The organism is Oryzomicrobium sp., from assembly GCF_036820405.1.
Classification (GTDB): Bacteria; Pseudomonadota; Gammaproteobacteria; order Burkholderiales; family Rhodocyclaceae; genus Oryzomicrobium.
Genome location: NZ_DAISLS010000011.1, coordinates 89,991 through 108,348, shown reverse-complemented (window position 1 = coordinate 108,348; position 18,358 = coordinate 89,991). Strand labels below are relative to the sequence as shown.

19 protein-coding genes are annotated in these 18,358 nt (G+C 70.4%); 9 read left to right on the top strand and 10 right to left on the bottom strand.

Annotation, left to right across the window (positions count from 1 at the left end; genetic code table 11):
• Nucleotides 1-42: 42 nt before the first annotated feature.
• The 10 genes from murA to V7Z98_RS12090 form a co-directional block, all read right to left on the bottom strand.
• Nucleotides 43-1,308, bottom strand: coding sequence for a UDP-N-acetylglucosamine 1-carboxyvinyltransferase (murA, locus tag V7Z98_RS12135; RefSeq protein WP_293264389.1), 1,266 nt, complete (start codon nucleotides 1,306-1,308; stop codon nucleotides 43-45).
• Nucleotides 1,301-1,546, bottom strand: coding sequence for a BolA family protein (locus tag V7Z98_RS12130; RefSeq protein ID WP_293264391.1), 246 nt, complete (start codon nucleotides 1,544-1,546; stop codon nucleotides 1,301-1,303). The genes murA and V7Z98_RS12130 overlap by 8 nt, the downstream gene beginning before the upstream one ends.
• Nucleotides 1,547-1,548: 2 nt before the next feature.
• Nucleotides 1,549-2,364, bottom strand: coding sequence for an ABC transporter permease (locus V7Z98_RS12125; protein WP_334158266.1), 816 nt, complete (start codon nucleotides 2,362-2,364; stop codon nucleotides 1,549-1,551).
• Entirely contained in the window at nucleotides 2,357-3,265 is a 909-nt protein-coding gene (locus tag V7Z98_RS12120) for an ABC transporter ATP-binding protein (protein WP_293264394.1), read from the bottom strand. Before V7Z98_RS12120 ends, V7Z98_RS12125 begins: the two co-directional genes overlap by 8 nt.
• A gap of 63 nt (nucleotides 3,266-3,328) precedes the next feature.
• Entirely contained in the window at nucleotides 3,329-3,610 is a 282-nt protein-coding gene (locus V7Z98_RS12115) for an STAS domain-containing protein (protein WP_334158264.1), read from the bottom strand.
• A complete protein-coding gene (locus V7Z98_RS12110) occupies nucleotides 3,607-4,233 on the bottom strand; it encodes an MlaC/ttg2D family ABC transporter substrate-binding protein (RefSeq protein WP_442951841.1) in 627 nt (208 codons plus the stop codon). Before V7Z98_RS12110 ends, V7Z98_RS12115 begins: the two co-directional genes overlap by 4 nt.
• Before the next feature lie 81 nt (nucleotides 4,234-4,314).
• Nucleotides 4,315-5,028 carry an MlaA family lipoprotein gene (locus V7Z98_RS12105; protein ID WP_334158262.1) on the bottom strand — a complete coding sequence of 238 codons (714 nt, stop codon included), beginning with the start codon at nucleotides 5,026-5,028 and terminating at the stop codon, nucleotides 4,315-4,317.
• 67 nt (nucleotides 5,029-5,095) lie between these two features.
• On the bottom strand, nucleotides 5,096-5,569 hold the full coding sequence (mlaD, locus tag V7Z98_RS12100) for an outer membrane lipid asymmetry maintenance protein MlaD (protein WP_293264398.1): 474 nt from the start codon (nucleotides 5,567-5,569) through the stop codon (nucleotides 5,096-5,098).
• The gene (gene mlaE / locus V7Z98_RS12095; protein WP_293264400.1) at nucleotides 5,569-6,354 is read right to left on the bottom strand and encodes a lipid asymmetry maintenance ABC transporter permease subunit MlaE; all 786 of its coding nucleotides are present in this window, start codon (nucleotides 6,352-6,354) and stop codon (nucleotides 5,569-5,571) included. The genes mlaD and mlaE overlap by 1 nt, the downstream gene beginning before the upstream one ends.
• Nucleotides 6,347-7,165: an ABC transporter ATP-binding protein gene (locus V7Z98_RS12090; protein WP_442951840.1), complete on the bottom strand. Its 819-nt coding sequence runs from the start codon at nucleotides 7,163-7,165 to the stop codon at nucleotides 6,347-6,349. The genes mlaE and V7Z98_RS12090 overlap by 8 nt, the downstream gene beginning before the upstream one ends.
• A gap of 446 nt (nucleotides 7,166-7,611) precedes the next feature.
• Between V7Z98_RS12090 and V7Z98_RS12085 the strand changes: the two genes are divergently transcribed.
• From V7Z98_RS12085 to V7Z98_RS12045, 9 genes are all read left to right on the top strand, one after another.
• On the top strand, nucleotides 7,612-9,354 hold the full coding sequence (locus tag V7Z98_RS12085; protein ID WP_334158257.1) for a type II secretion system protein GspD: 1,743 nt from the start codon (nucleotides 7,612-7,614) through the stop codon (nucleotides 9,352-9,354).
• Nucleotides 9,355-9,680: 326 nt separating this feature from the next.
• On the top strand, nucleotides 9,681-10,439 hold the full coding sequence (locus V7Z98_RS12080) for a tetratricopeptide repeat protein (RefSeq protein ID WP_334158255.1): 759 nt from the start codon (nucleotides 9,681-9,683) through the stop codon (nucleotides 10,437-10,439).
• A gap of 24 nt (nucleotides 10,440-10,463) precedes the next feature.
• On the top strand, nucleotides 10,464-12,185 hold the full coding sequence (locus tag V7Z98_RS12075; RefSeq protein WP_334158253.1) for a GspE/PulE family protein: 1,722 nt from the start codon (nucleotides 10,464-10,466) through the stop codon (nucleotides 12,183-12,185).
• Nucleotides 12,186-12,187: 2 nt separating this feature from the next.
• Nucleotides 12,188-13,405 (top strand): type II secretion system F family protein, encoded by a 1,218-nt coding sequence (locus tag V7Z98_RS12070; protein ID WP_334158251.1) that lies wholly within the window; start codon nucleotides 12,188-12,190, stop codon nucleotides 13,403-13,405.
• Nucleotides 13,406-13,415: 10 nt separating this feature from the next.
• Nucleotides 13,416-14,981 carry a hypothetical protein gene (locus V7Z98_RS12065; protein WP_334158249.1) on the top strand — a complete coding sequence of 522 codons (1,566 nt, stop codon included), beginning with the start codon at nucleotides 13,416-13,418 and terminating at the stop codon, nucleotides 14,979-14,981.
• Nucleotides 14,978-15,571 (top strand): hypothetical protein, encoded by a 594-nt coding sequence (locus V7Z98_RS12060; RefSeq protein ID WP_293264414.1) that lies wholly within the window; start codon nucleotides 14,978-14,980, stop codon nucleotides 15,569-15,571. The genes V7Z98_RS12065 and V7Z98_RS12060 overlap by 4 nt, the downstream gene beginning before the upstream one ends.
• Nucleotides 15,568-15,969 (top strand): hypothetical protein, encoded by a 402-nt coding sequence (locus V7Z98_RS12055; protein ID WP_334158247.1) that lies wholly within the window; start codon nucleotides 15,568-15,570, stop codon nucleotides 15,967-15,969. Before V7Z98_RS12060 ends, V7Z98_RS12055 begins: the two co-directional genes overlap by 4 nt.
• On the top strand, nucleotides 15,966-17,519 hold the full coding sequence (locus tag V7Z98_RS12050; RefSeq protein WP_334158246.1) for a hypothetical protein: 1,554 nt from the start codon (nucleotides 15,966-15,968) through the stop codon (nucleotides 17,517-17,519). The genes V7Z98_RS12055 and V7Z98_RS12050 overlap by 4 nt, the downstream gene beginning before the upstream one ends.
• Complete coding sequence (locus tag V7Z98_RS12045) at nucleotides 17,516-18,262, top strand: type II secretion system protein (protein WP_334158245.1); 747 nt, start codon at nucleotides 17,516-17,518, stop codon at nucleotides 18,260-18,262. The genes V7Z98_RS12050 and V7Z98_RS12045 overlap by 4 nt, the downstream gene beginning before the upstream one ends.
• The last annotated feature ends 96 nt before the right edge of the window (nucleotides 18,263-18,358 follow it).

Below are 18,358 nucleotides of genomic sequence, written 5' to 3'. Positions count from 1 at the left end.
GCCTGCGGAATGCCGCCGGCGGCTGTCGGCAGCGGCCGGCGCTTACGGAATGCGCCGGACCCGGGCGCCGAGCTTGGAGAGCTTTTCCTCGATGCGCTCGTAGCCCCGGTCCAGATGGTAGATGCGCTCGATGACGGTCTCGCCCTGGGCCGCCAGGCCGGCGATGACCAGGGAGGCCGAGGCGCGCAGGTCGGTGGCCATCACCGTGGCCCCTTGCAGGGCCGGCACGCCGGTAACCACCGCGGTGTTGCCGTCGATGCGGATGTCGGCCCCCAGGCGCATCAGCTCCACGGCGTGCATGAAGCGGTTTTCGAAGATGGTCTCGCGGATCACCCCGGCACCGTCGGCGACGCAGTTGATGGCCATGAACTGGGCCTGCATGTCGGTGGGGAAGGCCGGGTACGGCGCGGTGCGCAGGCTCACCGCCTTGAGGCGCTTGGGTGCCTTGATCAGGATCGACTCGCGCTCGCAGGCGATGTCGCAGCCGGCGTCGAGCAGCTTGTCCACCACCACGTCCAGGTAGGCCGCTGAGGTGCGGGTCAGGCGCACCTCGCCGCCGGTGGCGGCGGTGGCGCACAGGTAGGTGCCGGTCTCGATGCGGTCGGGCATGATCGAGTGGGTGGCCCCGTGCAGGCGCTCCACGCCGTGGATGCGGATCACGTCGCTGCCGGCGCCGGAGATGCGGGCGCCCATGCTGATCAGGCAGTTGGCCAGGTCCACCACCTCGGGTTCCCGGGCGGCGTTCTCGATCACCGTCTCGCCTTCGGCCAGGCAGGCGGCCATCATCAGGTTCTCGGTGCCGGTCACGGTGACCATGTCGGTGCAGATGCGGGCGCCCTTGAGGCGGCCGTTGGCGGCAGTGACCTTGGCGTGCACGTAGCCCTGCTCGACGTGGATCTCGGCGCCCATGGCTTGCAAGCCCTTGATGTGCTGGTCCACCGGCCGGGCGCCGATGGCGCAGCCGCCGGGCAGGGACACCTTGGCCTCGCCGTGGCGGGCCACCAGGGGACCGAGCACCAGCACAGAGGCGCGCATGGTCTTGACCATCTCGTAGGGCGCCACCGGGTTGTTCAGGCCGGCGCCCTCGAGCACCACCCCGTCCACGCCGTCCAGGGTCACGCCCACGCCCATCTGGGCGAGCAGGCGCAGCATGGTGGCCACGTCCTTGAGGTGCGGCAGGTTGGTCAGGGTCAGGGGTTCGGCCGACAGCAGGCCGGCGCAAAGGATCGGCAGGGCGGCGTTCTTGGCCCCGGAGATGGCGATTTCGCCGGCCAGGGGCAGGCCGCCTTCGATAGCAAGCTTATCCACGCTGGGCCTCCCATTCGTCGGGGGTCAGGGTCTTCAGCGCCAGGGCGTGGACCAGGTCGTCCTGCATGCTGGCACCTAGGGCCTGGTAGACCAGTTGGTGCTGGCGCACCCGGGACAGGCCCTTGAAGGCGTCGCTGACGATGAGCGCCTGGAAATGGCGTCCGTCGCCGTCCACCGCCAGGTGCTGGCAGGGCAGTCCGGCCTTGAGGGCCGCTTCCAGGTCTTGGATTGTTACCATGGTTAAGCTCGCAGTTTGTAGCCGCGCTTGAGCAGCGCGAGGGTAAAGGCCGCGGTGAGGAGGAAGCCCCCCAGCACCACCGCCAGCGACAGCCCCGGGGCCACGTCGGACGCGCCGAAAAAGCCGTAGCGGAAGCCGTCGATCATATAAAACACCGGGTTGAAGCGCGAAACCCCCTGCCAGAAGGCCGGCAGGGAGTGGATCGAATAGAACACGCCGGACAGCATGGTGAGGGGCATCACCAGGAAGTTCTGGAACGCCGCCAGCTGGTCGAACTTGTCGGCCCACATGCCGGCGATCAGGCCCAGGGCGCCCATCAGGGCGCCGCCCAGGAGGGCGAAGGCCAGCACCCAGCCCGGTGCGGCCACGGCGAAGCCGGCGTCCGGCACGGCCAGGGCCACCACGGTACCCGTCACCACCAGCACCCCGGCCCCCACCACCAGCCCGCGCAGGGCCGCGGCCAGGACGAAGGCGGCGAAGAAATCCAGGTAGGACAGGGGCGGCAGCAGGACGAAGACGATGCTGCCGGTGACCTTGGATTGGATCAGGGACGAGGATGAGTTGGCGAAGGCGTTCTGCAACACCGACATCATCGCCAGGCCGGGAATCAGGAAGGCGGCGTAGCGCACGCCGTGGACCGCCACGTGGGAGTCCAGCACGTGGGCGAAGATGAGCAGGTAGAGCAGTGCGGTGAGCACCGGCGCCGCCACGGTCTGGAAGCCCACCTTCCAGAAGCGCAGCATTTCCTTCTTGAACAGGGTCTGGAAGCCGAGCCAGCGGTCCGGCGTGGCCGGCGGGCGGGCGTGCAGGTCAGCCATGGGCGCCCTCTCGCAGCAGGTTCACAAAGACATCCTCCAGGTCTGGCGGAAGGACGCGCAGGTCTTCAACGCTACAGCCCGATTCCCGCAGCCGGGCCAGGGTCGGCTCCAGTTCGGCGGCGCCGGCCAGGGCCAGGCGCAGGCCACGCCCGTCGGCCACGGCCCGGGCCGCCAGGTCGGCGGGAAGGCGGGCCGGATCGGCCAGACGCACCCACAGGGCGTGGCCGGAGAAACGGGCCAGAAGGTTGGCCGTGGTGTCGAGAGCCACCACCTTCCCCTGTTTCATCATGGCGATGCGCCCGCACAGGGTTTCCGCCTCTTCCAGGTAGTGGGTGGTGAGGATGATGGTGTGGCCCTGCTCGTTGAGCTGGCGCACGAAGGCCCACAGCCCCTGGCGCAGCTCCACGTCCACCCCGGCGGTGGGTTCGTCGAGGACGATCACCGGCGGCTTGTGCACCAGAGCCTGGGCCACCAGCACCCGGCGCTTCATGCCCCCGGAGAGGCGGCGCATGTTGGTGTTGGCCTTGTCGGTGAGGTCCAGGGCAGCCAGGATTTCGTCGATCCAGTCGTCGTTGCGGGTTAGGCCGAAGTAGCCGGACTGGAAGCGAAGGGTTTCGCGGACGGTGAAGAAGGGGTCGAACACTAGCTCCTGGGGCACCACGCCGAGCAGGCGGCGGGCAGCCCGGTAGTCGGCCACCACGTCGCGACCGAGCACTTGCAGGCGGCCGCTGTCGGGCCGGGCCAGGCCGGCCAGGCAGGAGATCAGGGTGGTCTTACCGGCGCCGTTGGGGCCGAGGAGGCCGAAGAACTCGCCTTCGTCGATCGACAGGCTGAGGCCGTCCAGGGCGGCCAGGGCACCGAAGCGTTTGACCACTCGGTCGATGGAAACGGCAATGGCCATGGAACAGCGGGAGAAAGGGAGCGGGAAAACGGAACGAAACGGAAACGACTGGCCGGGGCGCCGTCAGGCGGCCGGGGCCAGGCCGAGGAGGCCGTCCAGGTCGTAGAGGGCGGCCAGGGCGGACAGGGCCGGCGGCGCAGCGGTGACCGCCAGGGGGCGACCGGCGGCGCGGGCCCATTCGAGCAGCACGGCGAGGCCTGACGAATCCACCGCTTCGACCCCCGCCAGGTCCACCCCGGCGGAGGCCTGGGGCAGTTGAGCCAGCCCCGCCGCCAACAAGGCGGCGGCGCTGGCCATGGTCATGGGGCCGGAGACGCAGAGGCGCCCGTCCTTGAGTGCGATCATTTGCGCTCCGCCGCCTTGGCTTCCGAAGCCTTGTTCTTGGTCTGGAGGGACTTGATCAGGCCGTCCACACCACCGGCGCGCACTTCCTGGGTGAAGGTGTCGCGGTAGTTGGTGACCAGGGAGACGCCCGCCACCACCACGTCAAAGACCTTCCAGCCCTCGTCGAGCTTTTCCAGGTTGTAGTCGATCTGCACCGGCTTGCCGCCGGGCTGGTTGACCTGGGTGCGCACCAGCACCTCGGTGTCGGCCGGCTGCATCTTGAACGGCTTGTACTCGATGGTCTGATTCTTGTAGGCAGTCAGGGCATTGGAGTAGGTGCGCACCAGCAGGGTACGGAACTCGGTCACCAGCACCTTCTTCTGGTCGGGGTTGGCCTTGTTCCAGTCCCGGCCCATGGCCAGGGCGGTCATGTGGTTGAAGTTAAAGTGGGGCAGCACCTTGGCCTCGACCAGGGCGATGGCCTTCTGGGTGTTGCCGCTCTGGATGTCCTTGTCGCCGCGCACGATCTGCAGCACGTCCTCGGTGACGCGCTTGACCAGTGCGTCGGGAGCGTCGTCGGCCATGGCCGGGGCGGCGCAGGCCAGGGCAAGCAGGGTCGAGGCGAGGGAGAGAAGTCGTTTCATCATCGCGTTTCCGTCTGGCTGGGGTAAAAAAGCCACGCGGGACTGGCGTCCCGCGGCGGCGTCTCTGTCATGGGTGGACGCTTATTCGTCGTCGTCCTTGGGGCGCGGCGGATTCCCGTCGTACACCAGGTTGCGCCGGCGTTGCAGGTAAGCGTCACGCAGGTAGCTGTACTTGTCCAGGGCCGCCTCGTCGATCACCTTCTCGGCGGGCAGCAGCACGGCCCGGTTGTTCACCAGGCGCACGCCCCGCAGGGAGTTGCGCACCGCCACCTGGTGGGGATAGTAGGACAGGGGGTCGGTCAGCAGGTCCACCGCCAGGCCGCCGCTGTCGCGCACGTCGCGGGGGCCGGCGACCGGCAGGACCACGTAGGGCCCGGGTTCGGCGCCCCAGCGGCCGAGGGTCTGGCCGAAGTCTTCCTCATGCTTTTCCAGCCCCATCGGGGTGGCCACGTCGAATACGCCGAGGATGCCCACGGTGGAGTTGATCAGCAGGCGGCCGAGGTCGCTCGCTGCGTCCGCCGGCTTGCCCTGAAGCAGGTTGTTGACCCCGATCCACAGGTCGCCGATGTTGTCGAAGAAGTTGGTGACGCCGGTCTTCACCGGGGTCGGCAGCACGTAGTCGTAGCCCTGGGCGACGGGCTTGAGGGCGTACTTGTCCACCCCCTCGTTGAAGGCGAAGACGGCCCGGTTCTGGCGCTCCCAGGGGTCCTTGGGGTTTTCGCCGGTGGTGGCGCAGCCGGTCAGCACCAGACTGGCGAGAAGACTCAGGGCGGCAAGTTTGCGGATCGAAGTCATGGCGTGTCCTGAAAGGTTTGGTCGTGAGAGGGTTGGCAAGGGCGGCAGCGGCAGGGCGCCGGCCGGGTCACTTCTTGTCGGCGTCGCCTTCGGACGCCTTGTTGAACATGAACTGGCTGATCAACTTTTCCAGCACCACGGCGGACTGGGTCTTGGCGATGGTGTCGCCGGGCTGGAGCTTCTTCTCCTCGCCGCCCACGTCGAGGCCGACGTAGTTCTCGCCGAGCAGGCCGGCGGTGAGGATGGAGGCGAAGGTGTCCTTGGGGAAGCGGTAGCGGGACTCGATGTTGAGGGTCACCACGGCTTCGTAGGTCTCGGGGTCGAAGCGGATGTCGGCCACCCGGCCCACCACCACGCCGGCGCTCTTGACCGGGCCGCGCACCTTGAGGCCGCCGATGTTATCAAAGCGGGCCTCGAGGCGGTACGTCTCGGCGAAGTTGGCGGCGGACAGGTTGCCCACCTTGAGGGCGAGGAACAGGACGGCGGCGATGCCGACGGCGACAAAGGCGCCGACCCACAGGTCGAGCACGGTACGTTTCATCAGAGTCCCCGGAACATGAACGAGGTGAGTACGAAATCGAGCGCCAGGATGGCCAGCGCCGAGGTGACGACGGTACGGGTGATCGCCGCCGACACACCCTCGGCGGTCGGAGTGGCGTCGAACCCTTCGAAGACGGCGATGAACGAGACGGCAATGCCGAACACCACGCTCTTGATCACGCCGTTGAGCACGTCGGTGCGGAAATCCACGGAAGCCTGCATCTGGGACCAGAAGGCGCCGTCGTCGACGCCGATGAACTGGACGCCGATCAGCCAGCCGCCGAAGATGCCCATGGCCGAAAACAGGGCGGCCAGGAGGGGCATGGAGATGACCCCGCCCCAGAAGCGCGGCGCCACCACCCGGGCGATCGGGTTGACCGCCATCATGTCCATAGCCTTGAGCTGCTCCGAGGCTTTCATGATGCCCACCTCGGCGGTGATCGACGACCCGGCCCGGGAGGCGAACAGCAATGCCGCCACCACCGGCCCCAGCTCCCGCACCAGGGAGAGGGCCACCAGGATGCCCAGGGCCTCGGAAGAGCCGTAGCGCTGCAAGGTGTCGTAGCCCTGGAGGCCCAGCACCAGGCCGACGAACAGGCCCGAGACCAGGATGATCACCAGGGACATCACGCCGGAGAAGAACACTTCCCGGATGGTCAGGTTGAAGCGCACCAGGGCGGTACCGGAATGGGTCAGGATGGCCCAGAAGAAGCGGGCGGCGAAACCAAGCCGCCACAGCGAATCGACCACGGACGCCCCCAGGCGGGACAGCAGGCGCTTAAGCACGACGGGGCTCCAGCAGGGAGGCGACGGGCGGCGCCGGGTAGTGGAAGGGCACGGGCCCGTCGGCCTCGGCATGGACGAACTGGTGCACGAACGGGTCGGTGGAATTGCGGATCTGGTCCGGCGTGCCTTCGGCCACCACGCGGCCGTTGGACATGAAGTAGATGTAATCCACGATCTGCAGGGATTCCTGGATGTCGTGGGTCACCATGATCGAGGTCGCCCCCAAGGCGTCGGTGAGCTTGCGGATCAACTGGCCGATGATGCCCAGGGAGATGGGGTCCAGGCCGGTAAACGGCTCATCGTACATCACCAGCATCGGGTCCAGGGCCACCGCCCGGGCCAGGGCCACCCGGCGCGCCATGCCGCCGGACAGCTCCCGGGGCGCCAGCTGGGCCGCGCCGCGCAGGCCCACGGCCTGGAGCTTCATGGCCACCAAGTCGGCCACCAGGGATTCGGGCAGGTCGGTGTGCTCGCGGATCGGGAAGGCCACGTTGTCGAACACCGACATGTCGGTGAACAGGGCGCCGAACTGGAACAGCATGCCCATGCGCCGGCGCAGGGCGTACAACTCGGCCTCGTCCATGGCCGCCACCTCGCGGCCGTCCACCCGCACCTCGCCCGAGGACGGCCGCAGCTGGCCGCCGATCAGGTTGAGCAGGGTGGTCTTGCCGCAGCCTGACCCGCCCATGATGGCCACCACCTTGCCCCGGGGGAAACGCATGTTGATCCCGGACAGGATGGGGCGATCCGCATCGTAGGCGAAGTGCAGGTCGCGTATTTCGACGAGACTCTCGGAAGTCACGGCTGGCAAAAAAGTCCTGGAGAAATAACGGCCTGGGCATCGGCGGCAACACTGCCGCCAGCACATTGGAATGAGCAGCCGAACGGCGCCCGGAGGCCTGACAAAGGTGCGCATTGTAGCAGAAGCGCCTTTCCGCCCTGCCCCGGAATTCTCTGCGCCCCAGGTACGTGACATTTCCGCGACAGTCTGGCTACAATCCAGAAACAATTCCAATATCATAAAAACAACCCAGCAGCATTCTTCCAGGGGAGGTTGCTGTGCCAGACGGTTCGTTCATCCATCCACCGCCACCTCGCGGACTGCCATGGCGCCGCCGCATCCGTGGGGCCATGCTTTGGCTGGCCCTGGCATTTCTGGCGACCGCCTGTTCCGCCCCCGCCCCCCGGCCTCCCTCGTCAGCCCACCTGACTGAAACGGACACCCTTCGGCCCACGCCGGGCACCCCGCCCCCGCTGGTGACCCAGCCCCTGCTCCTGCCGCCGCCCAAGCCCGGCGCGGCAGCCCGCACCGAGGTCTACTCGGTAGTCGTTAACAACGTAAAGGTCCACGACCTGCTGTTCGCCCTGGCCCGGGACGCCAAGGTCAACGTGGACATCCACCCCGGCATCGCCGGCACGGTCACCCTCAACGCCATCGACCAGACCCTGCCCCAGCTCCTCGCCCGCATCGCCCGGCAGGTGGATCTGCGCTGGGAGCTGGACGGCCCGAATCTGGCGGTGATGCCTGACACGCCCTTCCTGCGCCACTACAAGGTGGACTACGTCAACATGAGCCGGGACACCAGCGCCACCGTGTCCCTGGCCACCCAGCTGGCCACTGGCGCGGCGGTGGCGGGCACCACCACCGGAACCACCGCCCCAGCGCCGGGCGCCACCAGCAACAATTCCCTGACCCGCATCGAGAACAAGGCCCAGAACCGTTTCTGGGAGACCCTGATCGCCAACGTCCGCGACATCCTGCGCGAAACCGACAAGCTGCTGCCCGAGGGGTCCAGCGAGACCGTGGTGGAGCAGGCCGCCAGCCAGACCACCACCGGCACCGGTGCCACACCCCACGCCGGCATCGGCCGGTCCCTGTCCGCCGCCGCCAATGCCGCCGCGGCCGGCAGCATCGCGGCCAGCCCCAACCCGGCCTCGCTCCAGGGCAATGGCACCACGGTGGTGCGGCGCTCAACCTTCCGCGAAGCGGCCTCGGTGATCGCCCATCCGGAAAGCGGCGTGGTCACGGTGCGGGCCACCTCCCGCCAGCACGAGCGCATCCGGGAATTTCTCGACCGGGTGCTGGCTTCGGCCCGCCGCCAGGTGCTGATCGAGGCCACCATCGCCGAGGTCCATCTGACCGAGAACTTCCGCCAAGGCATCGACTGGAGCCGCCTGCCCCTGGGCAGCAAGGGCTTCACCCTGCAAACGCCGAGCGCCACCGGTTTCTTCGCTGCCGGCAGCCGCCTCGCCGAACTGGCCTATCGCAACCCGGACTCGCGCCTGGGCGGCATCGCCGCATCGATCAGCCTGCTGGAGAGCTTCGGTACGGTGAAGGTGCTGTCCAGCCCGAAGATGAGCGTTCTCAATAACCAGAGCGCCATCCTCAAGGTGGTGGACAACCAGGTGTTCTTCACCATCAAGGCCGACACCACCCAAAACCAGACCAGCACCGTCACCACCTTCACCACCACGCCCAATTCGGTGCCGGTGGGCATCGTCATGAACGTCACGCCCCAGATCGGCGACGGCGACACGGTGATCCTCAACATCCGCCCCAGCATCTCGCGCATCATCGGCCAGGTGCGGGACCCCAACCCGGCCCTGAAGAAGAGCGCCAGCAATGGCTTCGCCGAGGACATCGTCAGCCAGATCCCGGTGATCCGCACCCGGGAGATGGAATCGGTACTGCGCATCGAGAACGGCAACATCGCCGTCCTGGGCGGGCTGATGGAAGACAGCGTGGACAACCAGGACGAGGGCATCCCCGGCCTGCACCGGCTGCCCGGCCTCGGCGCCCTGTTCACCAACCGCAACGACGCCACGGCCAAGGGCGAGCTGGTGATCTTCCTGCGCCCGACCATCGTCCGCGACGCCAGCCTGGCGGGGGATTACGCCGCCCTGCGCGAACAATTGCCCGGCCCCGCCTTCCTCCAGGGCGATACGCCCCGCTGGCAGCTGGCGCCGGCCACACCGCTGGATGGAGGCCAGCGCCCATGACCTGGGGCCACCACCCGGCCGTCGATGGGTATCCCACCCCGGCCACCGCGGCACTCTCCCTGGCGGAAGCGGAGCCGCCCCGACACCGCGAACCGACCAAACCGACCGCCCGGCGCGACGCCCCGTGGGGGGAATCCCCCCCAGAGGCAGGACCAGCACCGGCAACTCCGCGCCCCTATTGGCTTTGGGGTGCGGGAGCGCTCACCGCGGCGCTCCTGGTCGCTGCCGTCCTGGCCTGGCACCCACCGTTCGGTGCCACCCCGGCAAACGCATCCGCCGGCACCGCACCGCCGCCCCCTGCTCCGGCCGCCACAGCCGACAGCCCCGTGCCCCCCACCGTCTTGGCCGCCCCGGCAAACCCCGAGGCGGTAACGGCCCCCTCGACCCAAACACCCCGCAACGCCCCCACTACGCCGCCAGACCCCAAACGGGTGCCAAACAACGCCACGGCTATCGATGCCACCGACGCCCCCATCTTCCGCCGCCATGCCCCTGACACAGGAACCAACCCCCTCGACCGCCCCCATGCCCTGCTCCAGGCCGGTCGGTTCGACGAGGCGGAGCAGGCCTACCGGGCCATAGTGCATACCGATCCGCACAACCCGGACGCCCTGACGGCCCTGGGCCTGCTGGCCGCCCGGCGCGGGGAGATGGAACGGGCCGCGGCGCTCTACGGCCGCGCCCTCATCGCCGATCCCCGCCACGGCCCTGCCCTGGCCGGGCTGACGGGGCTCCAGGGCGAGCACGAGGCCATCGGCGAGAGCCGGCTGAAGGCCCTGCTGACCGGCGATCCGGGCAACGCCGCCCTGCACTTCGCCCTGGGCAACCTGCTGGCCGGACAGCAACGCTGGGGCGAGGCCCAGCAGGCCTTCTTCGCCGCCCACAGCGCTGCCCCCGACAACCCGGACGCGCTCTACAACCTGGCGGTGGCCCTGGACCGCCTGCACCGACCGCCCCTGGCCGCCCGCTACTACCGCCTCGCCCTGGACGCGGCCCACGAGCGACCGGCGGGGTTCGACACCCGGCTCGCCCAGGCCCGCTTGGAAGCGCTGGCCCCGACGGCCCCCGGGGCCGCCACGCCCTGAGCCGTATTCCCCTGGACCCCGGCCATGGCGCCCCACCCCCAACTCCATCACACCCTCGGCGACATCCTCATCGCCCGGGGCCTGGTCAGCGCGGACCAGATGCACATCGCCCAGCGGGAGCGGGCCAGGACCGGCCAGCCGATCGGCCGCCTGCTGGTTGAACTGGGCTTCATCGCCGAGGCCACCCTGCGCCAGGCCCAGAGCGAAAGCCAGGGCCGGGAGGGCGTGGACTTGGCCCATGCCCTGCCCGACCCCCAGGCCCTGGCCCTGCTGCCCCGCCACCTGGCCGAACGGCACCGGGCCTTGCCCCTGGCCTTCGACGCCGAAACCCGGTGCCTCACCCTGGCAATGGCCGACGCCGACGACATCGTGGCCCTGGACCGGCTCCGCGCCCATCTGGGCGACGACGTGGCGGAAGTGCGCCTCCTGGTGGCCGGCGAGGCCGAGATCGAGCGGGCCATCGACGCCCACTACGGTCACGAGCTGTCCATCGACGGCATCCTGCACGAACTCGAAACCGGCAGCGCCGAGCCTCGCCCGCCGTGGCCGGCAAGCGGGCACCACGGCCAGGAGGATTACGGCCAGCCGGTGGTACGCCTGATCGACGCCCTGTTGGCGGATGCCGCCCGGCAGGGCGCCTCGGACATCCATTTCGAGCCGGAAGCCACCTTCCTGCGCATCCGCTACCGCATCGACGGCCTGCTGCGCCAGGTGCGGATGCTGCACAAGAGCCACTGGCCGGCCATGGCGGTACGGCTCAAGGTCATCGCCGGCATGGACATCGCCGAGTGCCGGGCACCCCAGGACGGCCGCGCCACCCTCACCCTGGGCGGCCGCCCGGTGGATTTCCGCGCCTCCAGCCAACCCACCTTGCACGGCGAGAACCTGGTACTGCGCATCCTCGACCGGCACAAGGGCATCGTCCCTCTGGACAGCCTGGGTATGAGCGGCGACCAGCTTGCCCAGCTCGACACCATGATCGCCCGTCCGGAAGGGCTGATCCTGTTCACCGGCCCCACCGGCAGCGGCAAGACCACCACCCTGTACTCGATCCTCAGCCACCTCAACCGGCCCGAGATCAGCATCATGACCCTGGAAGACCCAGTGGAATATCCCCTCCCCCTGGTGCGCCAGACCTCGGTGGCCGAAAGCGGCCTGGACTTCGCCACGGGCATCCGCACCATGATGCGCCAGGACCCGGACGTGATCCTGGTGGGCGAAATCCGCGACAGCGAGGGCGCCGCCATGGCCTTCCGCGCCGCCATGACCGGCCACCAGGTTTATTCCACCCTGCACGCCAACTCGGCCCTGGGCGCCTTTCCCCGCCTGATCGACATCGGCGTCTCGCCGGACCTGCTGGCCGGCAACGTGATCGGCGTGGTCAGCCAGCGCCTGGTGCGTCGCCTCTGCCCCCACTGCAAGACCGGCCGCCCCGCCGATGCCCGGGATCGCCGCCTGCTCGGCCTGGCCCCGGAATCTCCCGCCCCCCTGCTGTACCGCCCCGGCGGCTGCGCCCACTGCAACCGGCAGGGCTACCGGGGCCGCCTGGCGGTGATGGAGGTCCTGCGCATGAACGCCGAGCTGGAGGAACTGGTTGCATCCCGCGCCCCCCAGCGGGCCCTGGGCGAGGCCGCCCGGAGCGCCGGATTCCGCTCCCTGGCCGAGGACGGCACCGCCCGGGTCCTGGCCGGCGACACCGCCCTGGACGAGTTGGCCCGGGTGGTGGACCTGACCGGGCGGCTGTAGCCATGCGCTTCGCCTACCGCGCCATCGACGCCGACGGCCGCCGGGTACGGGGCCAGATCGACGCCGCGGGCCTGGCCGACCTGGAGGCGCGCCTGGGCCGCCTCGGCCTGGACCTGGTGAGCGGCGCACCGCTCCACACCAACAGTTTCAGCCTGGGTCTCGGCCTTGGCCCGGATCGCCTCCTGCCGCGGCGCGAACTGATCGACCTGTGCTTTCACCTCGAACAGCTGTACCGGGCCGGCGTGCCCCTCCAGGACGGCCTGACCGACCTGCGTGACACCCTGGACAGGCCCCGCAGCCGCCGGGCCGCCGCCGCCCTGGCCGAAGCAGTGGCCGGCGGCCAATCCCTGTCCCAGGCCATGGCCGCCCAGGGTCGGACCTTTCCGCCCCTGGCGGTGAACCTGGTGCGGGCAGGGGAAGCCAGCGGCCGCCTGGCCGAGGTACTGGCCAGCCTGGGGGACACCCTGAAATGGGAGGATGAACTGGCCGCCCACACCCGCCGCGCCCTGACCTACCCGGCCTTCGTGGCGGTGGTGGTGCTGGCTGCCACCGGCTTCCTGATGGTCTACCTGGTGCCCCAGCTCAAGCAGTTCGTGCGCGGCATGGGCCAGGCGCTGCCGTTGCAGACCCGGGCCCTGTTCGCCGTCTCCGACCTGCTGGCGCGGCACTGGCCGACACTGCAGCTCCTGCCCCCGCTCCTGCTGGCCCTGGGCACTGCCCTCTGGCGCACCAGCCCCCGGCTGCGCCTCGCCACCGACGGCGCACTGCTGCGCCTGCCCTTGATCGGCGGGTTACTGCTGAAACTCGCCCTGTCGCGCTTCGCCGCCACCTTCGCCCTGCTCTACGGCGCCGGCATCCCGGTGCTGGAAGGACTGGGCATCACCCGGCAGGTGGTCGGCAACCGGGCCGTCCGCCAGGCCCTGGCCCGGGCCGAGACCCAGATCGCCCAGGGCAGCGGCATCGCCGCCGCCTTCGCCCACACCGGCCTGTTCCCGCCCCTGGTGCTGCGCATGCTGCGGATCGGCGAGCAGACCGGCGGACTGGACCGGACCCTGGCCAACGTCGGCTATTTCTACACCCGGGACGTGCGGGACGGCGCCGCCCGGCTCCAGTCTCTGGTGGAACCGGCCCTGACCCTGATCCTCGGCGCCCTGCTCGGCTGGGTGATGCTCGCGGTGCTGGGGCCGGTGTACGACACCCTCGGGCGCATCAAGGCGTAACACGGCCCCCATGCCCCGCCCCATCCTCTACCTGAACGCCCAGGGTCTGACCCTCTACCGAGCGGGGCCAACGGGCTTGCGCGCCGCCGCACGGTTTTCCGCCGACGACGCAGGCCACGCCGCCTTCCGTCATCACCTGGATGGCGAAACGGACGCCAGCCCCTGCCTGGTGCTCGCCGACCTGGCCGAGGAAGACTTCCAGGAAATCACCGTGCCCCGCCTGTCCGCCCCGGAACGCCGCACGGTGATCGCCCGCCGCCTGGAACGGACCTTCCCCGCCACGCCCTACGCCACGGTGCTGTCCCGCGCCCCCATCCCCGGCGGCCGCCGCCGCGAGGAGCGCCTGCTGCTGGCCGCCCTGACCGCCCCGCGACTGCTGGCGCCCTGGCTGGATGCCCTGGCCAACGCGGGCCGCCCCGTGGCCGGGCTCCACTCCGCCGCCCAACTGGCGGCGCCCCTGGCCGCCCGCCTGGGGCTGCACCGGCTTGACGCCTGCCTGCTGCTGACGTTCCAGGACGGCCACCTGCGGCAGACCTACCTGGTCCGTGGTTCCCTGCGGCTGAGCCGCCTGAGCCCGCTGACCGTGCCTGCCGCCCAGGCTTCCGATCCAAACGCCGTGTTCCAGGCGGCGCACCGGGAAGCCGAACGGCTGGCCCGCTACCTGCACAGCCAGGGCCTGTGGCAGCCCAAGGAAGGAGTTCCCCTGGCGGCCTGCCTGATTGCACCCGGCACGACCCAGGCCCCCGAAAACCCATCGGCAAAACCGCTGCACGAGGACGTCCCCCACCCCACGCTCTTGGTCCAACTCCGCTGGCTCGACCCGGCCCTCGCCCTCCCGTGCCCTAACGGCTCGACCCCTACCGCCGACCTGCCCGCAGCGCTGCCGACCTTACTGGCACGGCATCCCCCGGCAGCCCAATTCGCCCCGCCGCTCCTGCGCCGCCGCTATCGCCTCTGGCAAGCCGGCCGCCTGCTGCCTCGCCTGGGCGCCCTCACCCTGCTGCTCTGCCTGTCGATCGGCCTGTGGCAATGGCACCGGGCCGCCATGCTGGAACGGGAGGGCCAGCAACTGGCCCGGCAAGCCGCGGCGGCGGAAGAACGCTACCGGACCGGGCTGGCCGCCCTGCCGCCCTCCCCCACCGACCGGGACACCCTGCGGGCCGTGGTCGGCCGCTACCAGGCGCTGGAACGCCAGAGCCCGTCGTTCGAGCCTCTCCTGCACGCCCTCGGCCGGGCCCTGGCCGCCGCCCCGGAAATCGAACTGACCCGCCTGGAATGGTCCCGGGAGGTCCAGACCGGCGACGGGGGCGATACCCCACCCCGGCAAACGGATGCGGCGGGAACGCTGCGGGCCGAACTGCACGGCGCCCTGCGCCCGGCCGGCGATCCCTCGCCCCGCGCCGCCATGGCCGCGTTCACCGCCTTCACCCGGCGGCTGGCCGAGGCGACCGGCACGCCGCCAACGGTGCTGCAAGCGCCCTACGACCTGTCACCGGGCGCGACGCTGCGCAGTGGAAGCCATGGTGAAAGCGCCGCCCCAGCCTTTGCCCTCAGCCTGGAGGTTTCCGCGCCATGACCTGGTTTCTGCCCACCCGCACCGAGCTGGCCGGCCTGCGCCGTCCCTTGGCGTTCACCCTGGCACTGATGGCCCTGGGCGCATTGGCCCTGGCCGGGGGCGGCTACGCCCTCACCCAGGCGGAACGGGGCCGGACCGCCGCCGATGCCCGCCTCCGGGACGCCGCCAGCCGGCTGTCCCGCATCGAGGACGAAGCGCAGGACATCCGCCACCACGCCGAACAGTTCGCCCGCCTGCAACGCCGCGGCATTCTGGACGGCGGGCGGCTGGAGTGGGTCGAAACCCTGGCCGGCCTCGGCCGGCACCTGGCGCCGGCCGCCCTGGAGTATGAGTTCGCCCCGCGCCAGCCCCTGGGCGACGCCGGCGGCTACGTCTTCCACCGCACCCCCATGGCCCTGCGCCTGCGGCTGGCCCACGAGGGGAAATTGTTCGCCCTGCTCGGCGCCCTGGAGCAGGAGGCCCGGGCCCGGGTGGTGGTGCGCCGCTGCCGGCTGCAACGCCTTGCCCCCGACGGCACCGCCACCGCTGCAACGTTGGAGGCCGACTGCGCCCTGGACTGGATCGCCGCCGAGAAAGCGCCCCGGCCATGAAGCCCGCCTTCGCCCCCCTCATCGTTCCCCTCATGGCCCTGCTCCTGTCCCTGGCACCCTGGCCGGCAACCGGCCAGGAGGCTCCGGAGCGCCTGTTCTTCAACGCCGAAGAGCGCCGGCAACTGGATGCGCGCCGCCACGACGGCCTCGTCGGCGCCGCGGCAGACACCGCCCTGCGTCTGGACGGCCTGGTGGTACGCGGCGACGGCCAGCGCGTCCTGTGGCTGAACGGCCATCCCCACTCGCGCCCCTGGCCGGACGGTTTCGCCCCAACCCGACGAGGAGCCCGTCAGGGCAACCAGGAACTGCGTCCCGGCGACGGCCTGGATGGCGCCGGACATCACCATCCGCTGCTTCCCGCCGGCGCCATCACCATACGCCGCAGCACGACGCCATGAGCCGATCCGCCCGCAAACTCGCCGGCCCCCGCCGGGCGCACGCCCAGCAACGCGGCGCCGCCCTGTTCCTCCTGCTGGCCCTGGTCGGGGTGGCCGCCGCCGGACTCCTGGTCACCGGCCTGGCCCGCCTCGACCTCACCGGGGAACGTCGCCGCTTCAACACCCAGGTACTGCAACAGGCCCGGGAGGCCTTGATCGCCTACGCCATCACCTACCCGGAAAGCAGCGGCAAGCCCTACGTGCCCGGCCACCTGCCCTGCCCCGACCTGGGCACCGGCAGCGAAGGCGTCGCCGCCTCCACCTGCGGTGGCCGGGGCGTGAGCGCTCTCGGCCGGCTGCCCTGGCAGACCCTGGGCCTGCCGCCCCTCAAGGACTACGACGGCCACTGCCTGTGGTACGCCGTGTCCGGCAGCTTCAAGACCGGCACCAAGCCCTACCTGCTCAACTGGGATTCCCCCGGCCAGTTCGCCATCCGGGCCAGCAGCCGCAGCGTCTGGCTGGCCGGCCCCGCCCCCAGCGATCTGGCCGCCGTGGTGGTGTTCGCCCCCGGGCCTGCCCTGGCGGGCCAGAATCGCCTCGCCTCAGGCAGCGGCGAATGCGGCCAGGACAGCGATCCGAGCCATTTTCTCGACCGGGTCGTCCTGGCCGACGGCAGCGCGGTCGACAACGCCTTCCTCAACCCGGCCATCGATGGCGTCACCCTCCTCGCCCAACCCGACGCCGGCCGGGATGCCAACGACCAGCTCGCCTGGTTACAGCCCCGGGATCTGTTCGGCACCGCCCAAGCTCCCCGGGGGATCGCCCGGCGTGGCGATTTTGCCGCCGCCCTGTACGACCCGGCCTATCTGCGCAACGGCCCATCTCCGGCCCTGGCGCAGCGGATCGCCGACTGCCTGGCATCCTTCGCCGCCGGCAACGCCTACCGGCGCCTGCCCTGGGCCAGCCCCCTGGCTCTGACCGGCACCGCCCCCAACACCTTCGAAAACGACGCTTTCAAGGACGCCGCCGGCCTGCTGGCCGGCCGGATACCCTTCCACGTCTGGCTGAGCCACCAGGCCACCGGCAAGAGCAACGCCAGCCCGGGCCTGGCGGCCTGCAACGGCAGCGCCAGCGCTTCCTGCCGCCTGCTGCGCACCGACAACTGCCCCGCCGGTTGGGACCGGGTGGCGGGCAGCCCCACCGCCGCCAACAGCCCAGATGGCTGGTGGGATAAGTGGAAGGACCACTTCTTCTACGCCGTCGCCCCGGACTTCCAGCCGGCCCAGGCCGGCAACGGCACCTGCACCGGCAACTGCCTCTACGTGGACGGCGCCGGCCCCTACGCGGCCCTGGTAATCTTCGCCGGCCGCGCCACCGCCGGCCAACGCCGCCAGACCCAGGCCGAACGCAACGACCCAGCCAACTACCTGGGCGGCACCAATGCCGCTGCCCTGCTCAACGCCCAGCCCGGCAGCGCCGGTTTCGGCCGCTACAGCCAAGCCAGCGGCAACGACCGCATCGTCTGCATCCGCCGCGACCTCAGCCTGGACCTGGCCTGCACCACGCCATGACGCGCCATTCCCCGCTCCTCCCGCGAGGCTTCACCCTGGCCGAACTGGCGGTGGTGCTGGTCATCGCCGCCTTCCTGATCGGCGGCCTCGCCATCCCACTGAGCGGCCAGCTCGAACTGCGCAGCCGCCAGGAAACCCGGGCCACCCTGGACACTGTCCGGGAGGCCCTGCTCGGCTTTGCCGCCGTCCACGGCCGGCTGCCCTGCCCGGCCAGCGCCACCAGCAACGGCATCGAATCGCCCGACGGCGGCGGTGCCTGCAGCAACCCCTACGACGGCTTCCTGCCCGCCGCCACCCTGGGCGTCGGCCCGGTGGACGGGGCCGGGTTCGCGCTGGACGGCTGGGGCAACCGACTGCGCTACGCCGTGGCCACCGCCCAGTCCGGCGCCTTCACCACCAGCGGCGGCCTCCAGGCCAACTGGCCGGACGTGTTCGCCCAATCCGGCAAGCTGCGTCTGTGCAGCGCCGGCCCGGCCAGCGGCAGCGGCGCGACGGCGAACTGCCCCGCCGGCAGCACCGCCCTGGCCCGGAATGCGGTGGCGGTGGTGCTCTCCCTCGGGCGGGACGCCACGGCCAACGGCACCGACCAGACAGAGAACCAGGACAGTCCGGGCAACCCGGTCTTCGTCAGCCACGACCCGGCCCCCGCCGGCAGCCCCGGCGGCGAATTCGACGACCTGGTGTTATGGATTTCCCCCGGCGTGCTGGGCAGCCGGCTGCTTGCCGCCGGGCGCCTGCCTTGATGCCTGGAAGCCTGGACCGGCCGAGCGGTAAAATGCGCATTACTGCCGTTTTGCCACCGGCCATTCGGCTTATCCTAGGCCCGTATTCCGGCATCC

Coding starts and splice junctions, on each gene's coding strand:
- V7Z98_RS12130 (WP_293264391.1), bottom strand. CDS start 1,546: ATGGTAACAATCCAAGACCTGGAAGCGGCCCTCAAGGCCGGACTGCCC.
- V7Z98_RS12045 (WP_334158245.1), top strand. CDS start 17,516: ATGACGCGCCATTCCCCGCTCCTCCCGCGAGGCTTCACCCTGGCCGAA.
- V7Z98_RS12125 (WP_334158266.1), bottom strand. CDS start 2,364: ATGGCTGACCTGCACGCCCGCCCGCCGGCCACGCCGGACCGCTGGCTC.
- V7Z98_RS12060 (WP_293264414.1), top strand. CDS start 14,978: ATGACCTGGTTTCTGCCCACCCGCACCGAGCTGGCCGGCCTGCGCCGT.
- V7Z98_RS12065 (WP_334158249.1), top strand. CDS start 13,416: ATGCCCCGCCCCATCCTCTACCTGAACGCCCAGGGTCTGACCCTCTAC.
- V7Z98_RS12115 (WP_334158264.1), bottom strand. CDS start 3,610: ATGATCGCACTCAAGGACGGGCGCCTCTGCGTCTCCGGCCCCATGACC.
- V7Z98_RS12075 (WP_334158253.1), top strand. CDS start 10,464: ATGGCGCCCCACCCCCAACTCCATCACACCCTCGGCGACATCCTCATC.
- V7Z98_RS12105 (WP_334158262.1), bottom strand. CDS start 5,028: ATGACTTCGATCCGCAAACTTGCCGCCCTGAGTCTTCTCGCCAGTCTG.
- mlaD (WP_293264398.1), bottom strand. CDS start 5,569: ATGAAACGTACCGTGCTCGACCTGTGGGTCGGCGCCTTTGTCGCCGTC.
- V7Z98_RS12110 (WP_442951841.1), bottom strand. CDS start 4,233: ATGAAACGACTTCTCTCCCTCGCCTCGACCCTGCTTGCCCTGGCCTGC.
- V7Z98_RS12055 (WP_334158247.1), top strand. CDS start 15,568: ATGAAGCCCGCCTTCGCCCCCCTCATCGTTCCCCTCATGGCCCTGCTC.
- V7Z98_RS12120 (WP_293264394.1), bottom strand. CDS start 3,265: ATGGCCATTGCCGTTTCCATCGACCGAGTGGTCAAACGCTTCGGTGCC.
- V7Z98_RS12070 (WP_334158251.1), top strand. CDS start 12,188: ATGCGCTTCGCCTACCGCGCCATCGACGCCGACGGCCGCCGGGTACGG.
- V7Z98_RS12050 (WP_334158246.1), top strand. CDS start 15,966: ATGAGCCGATCCGCCCGCAAACTCGCCGGCCCCCGCCGGGCGCACGCC.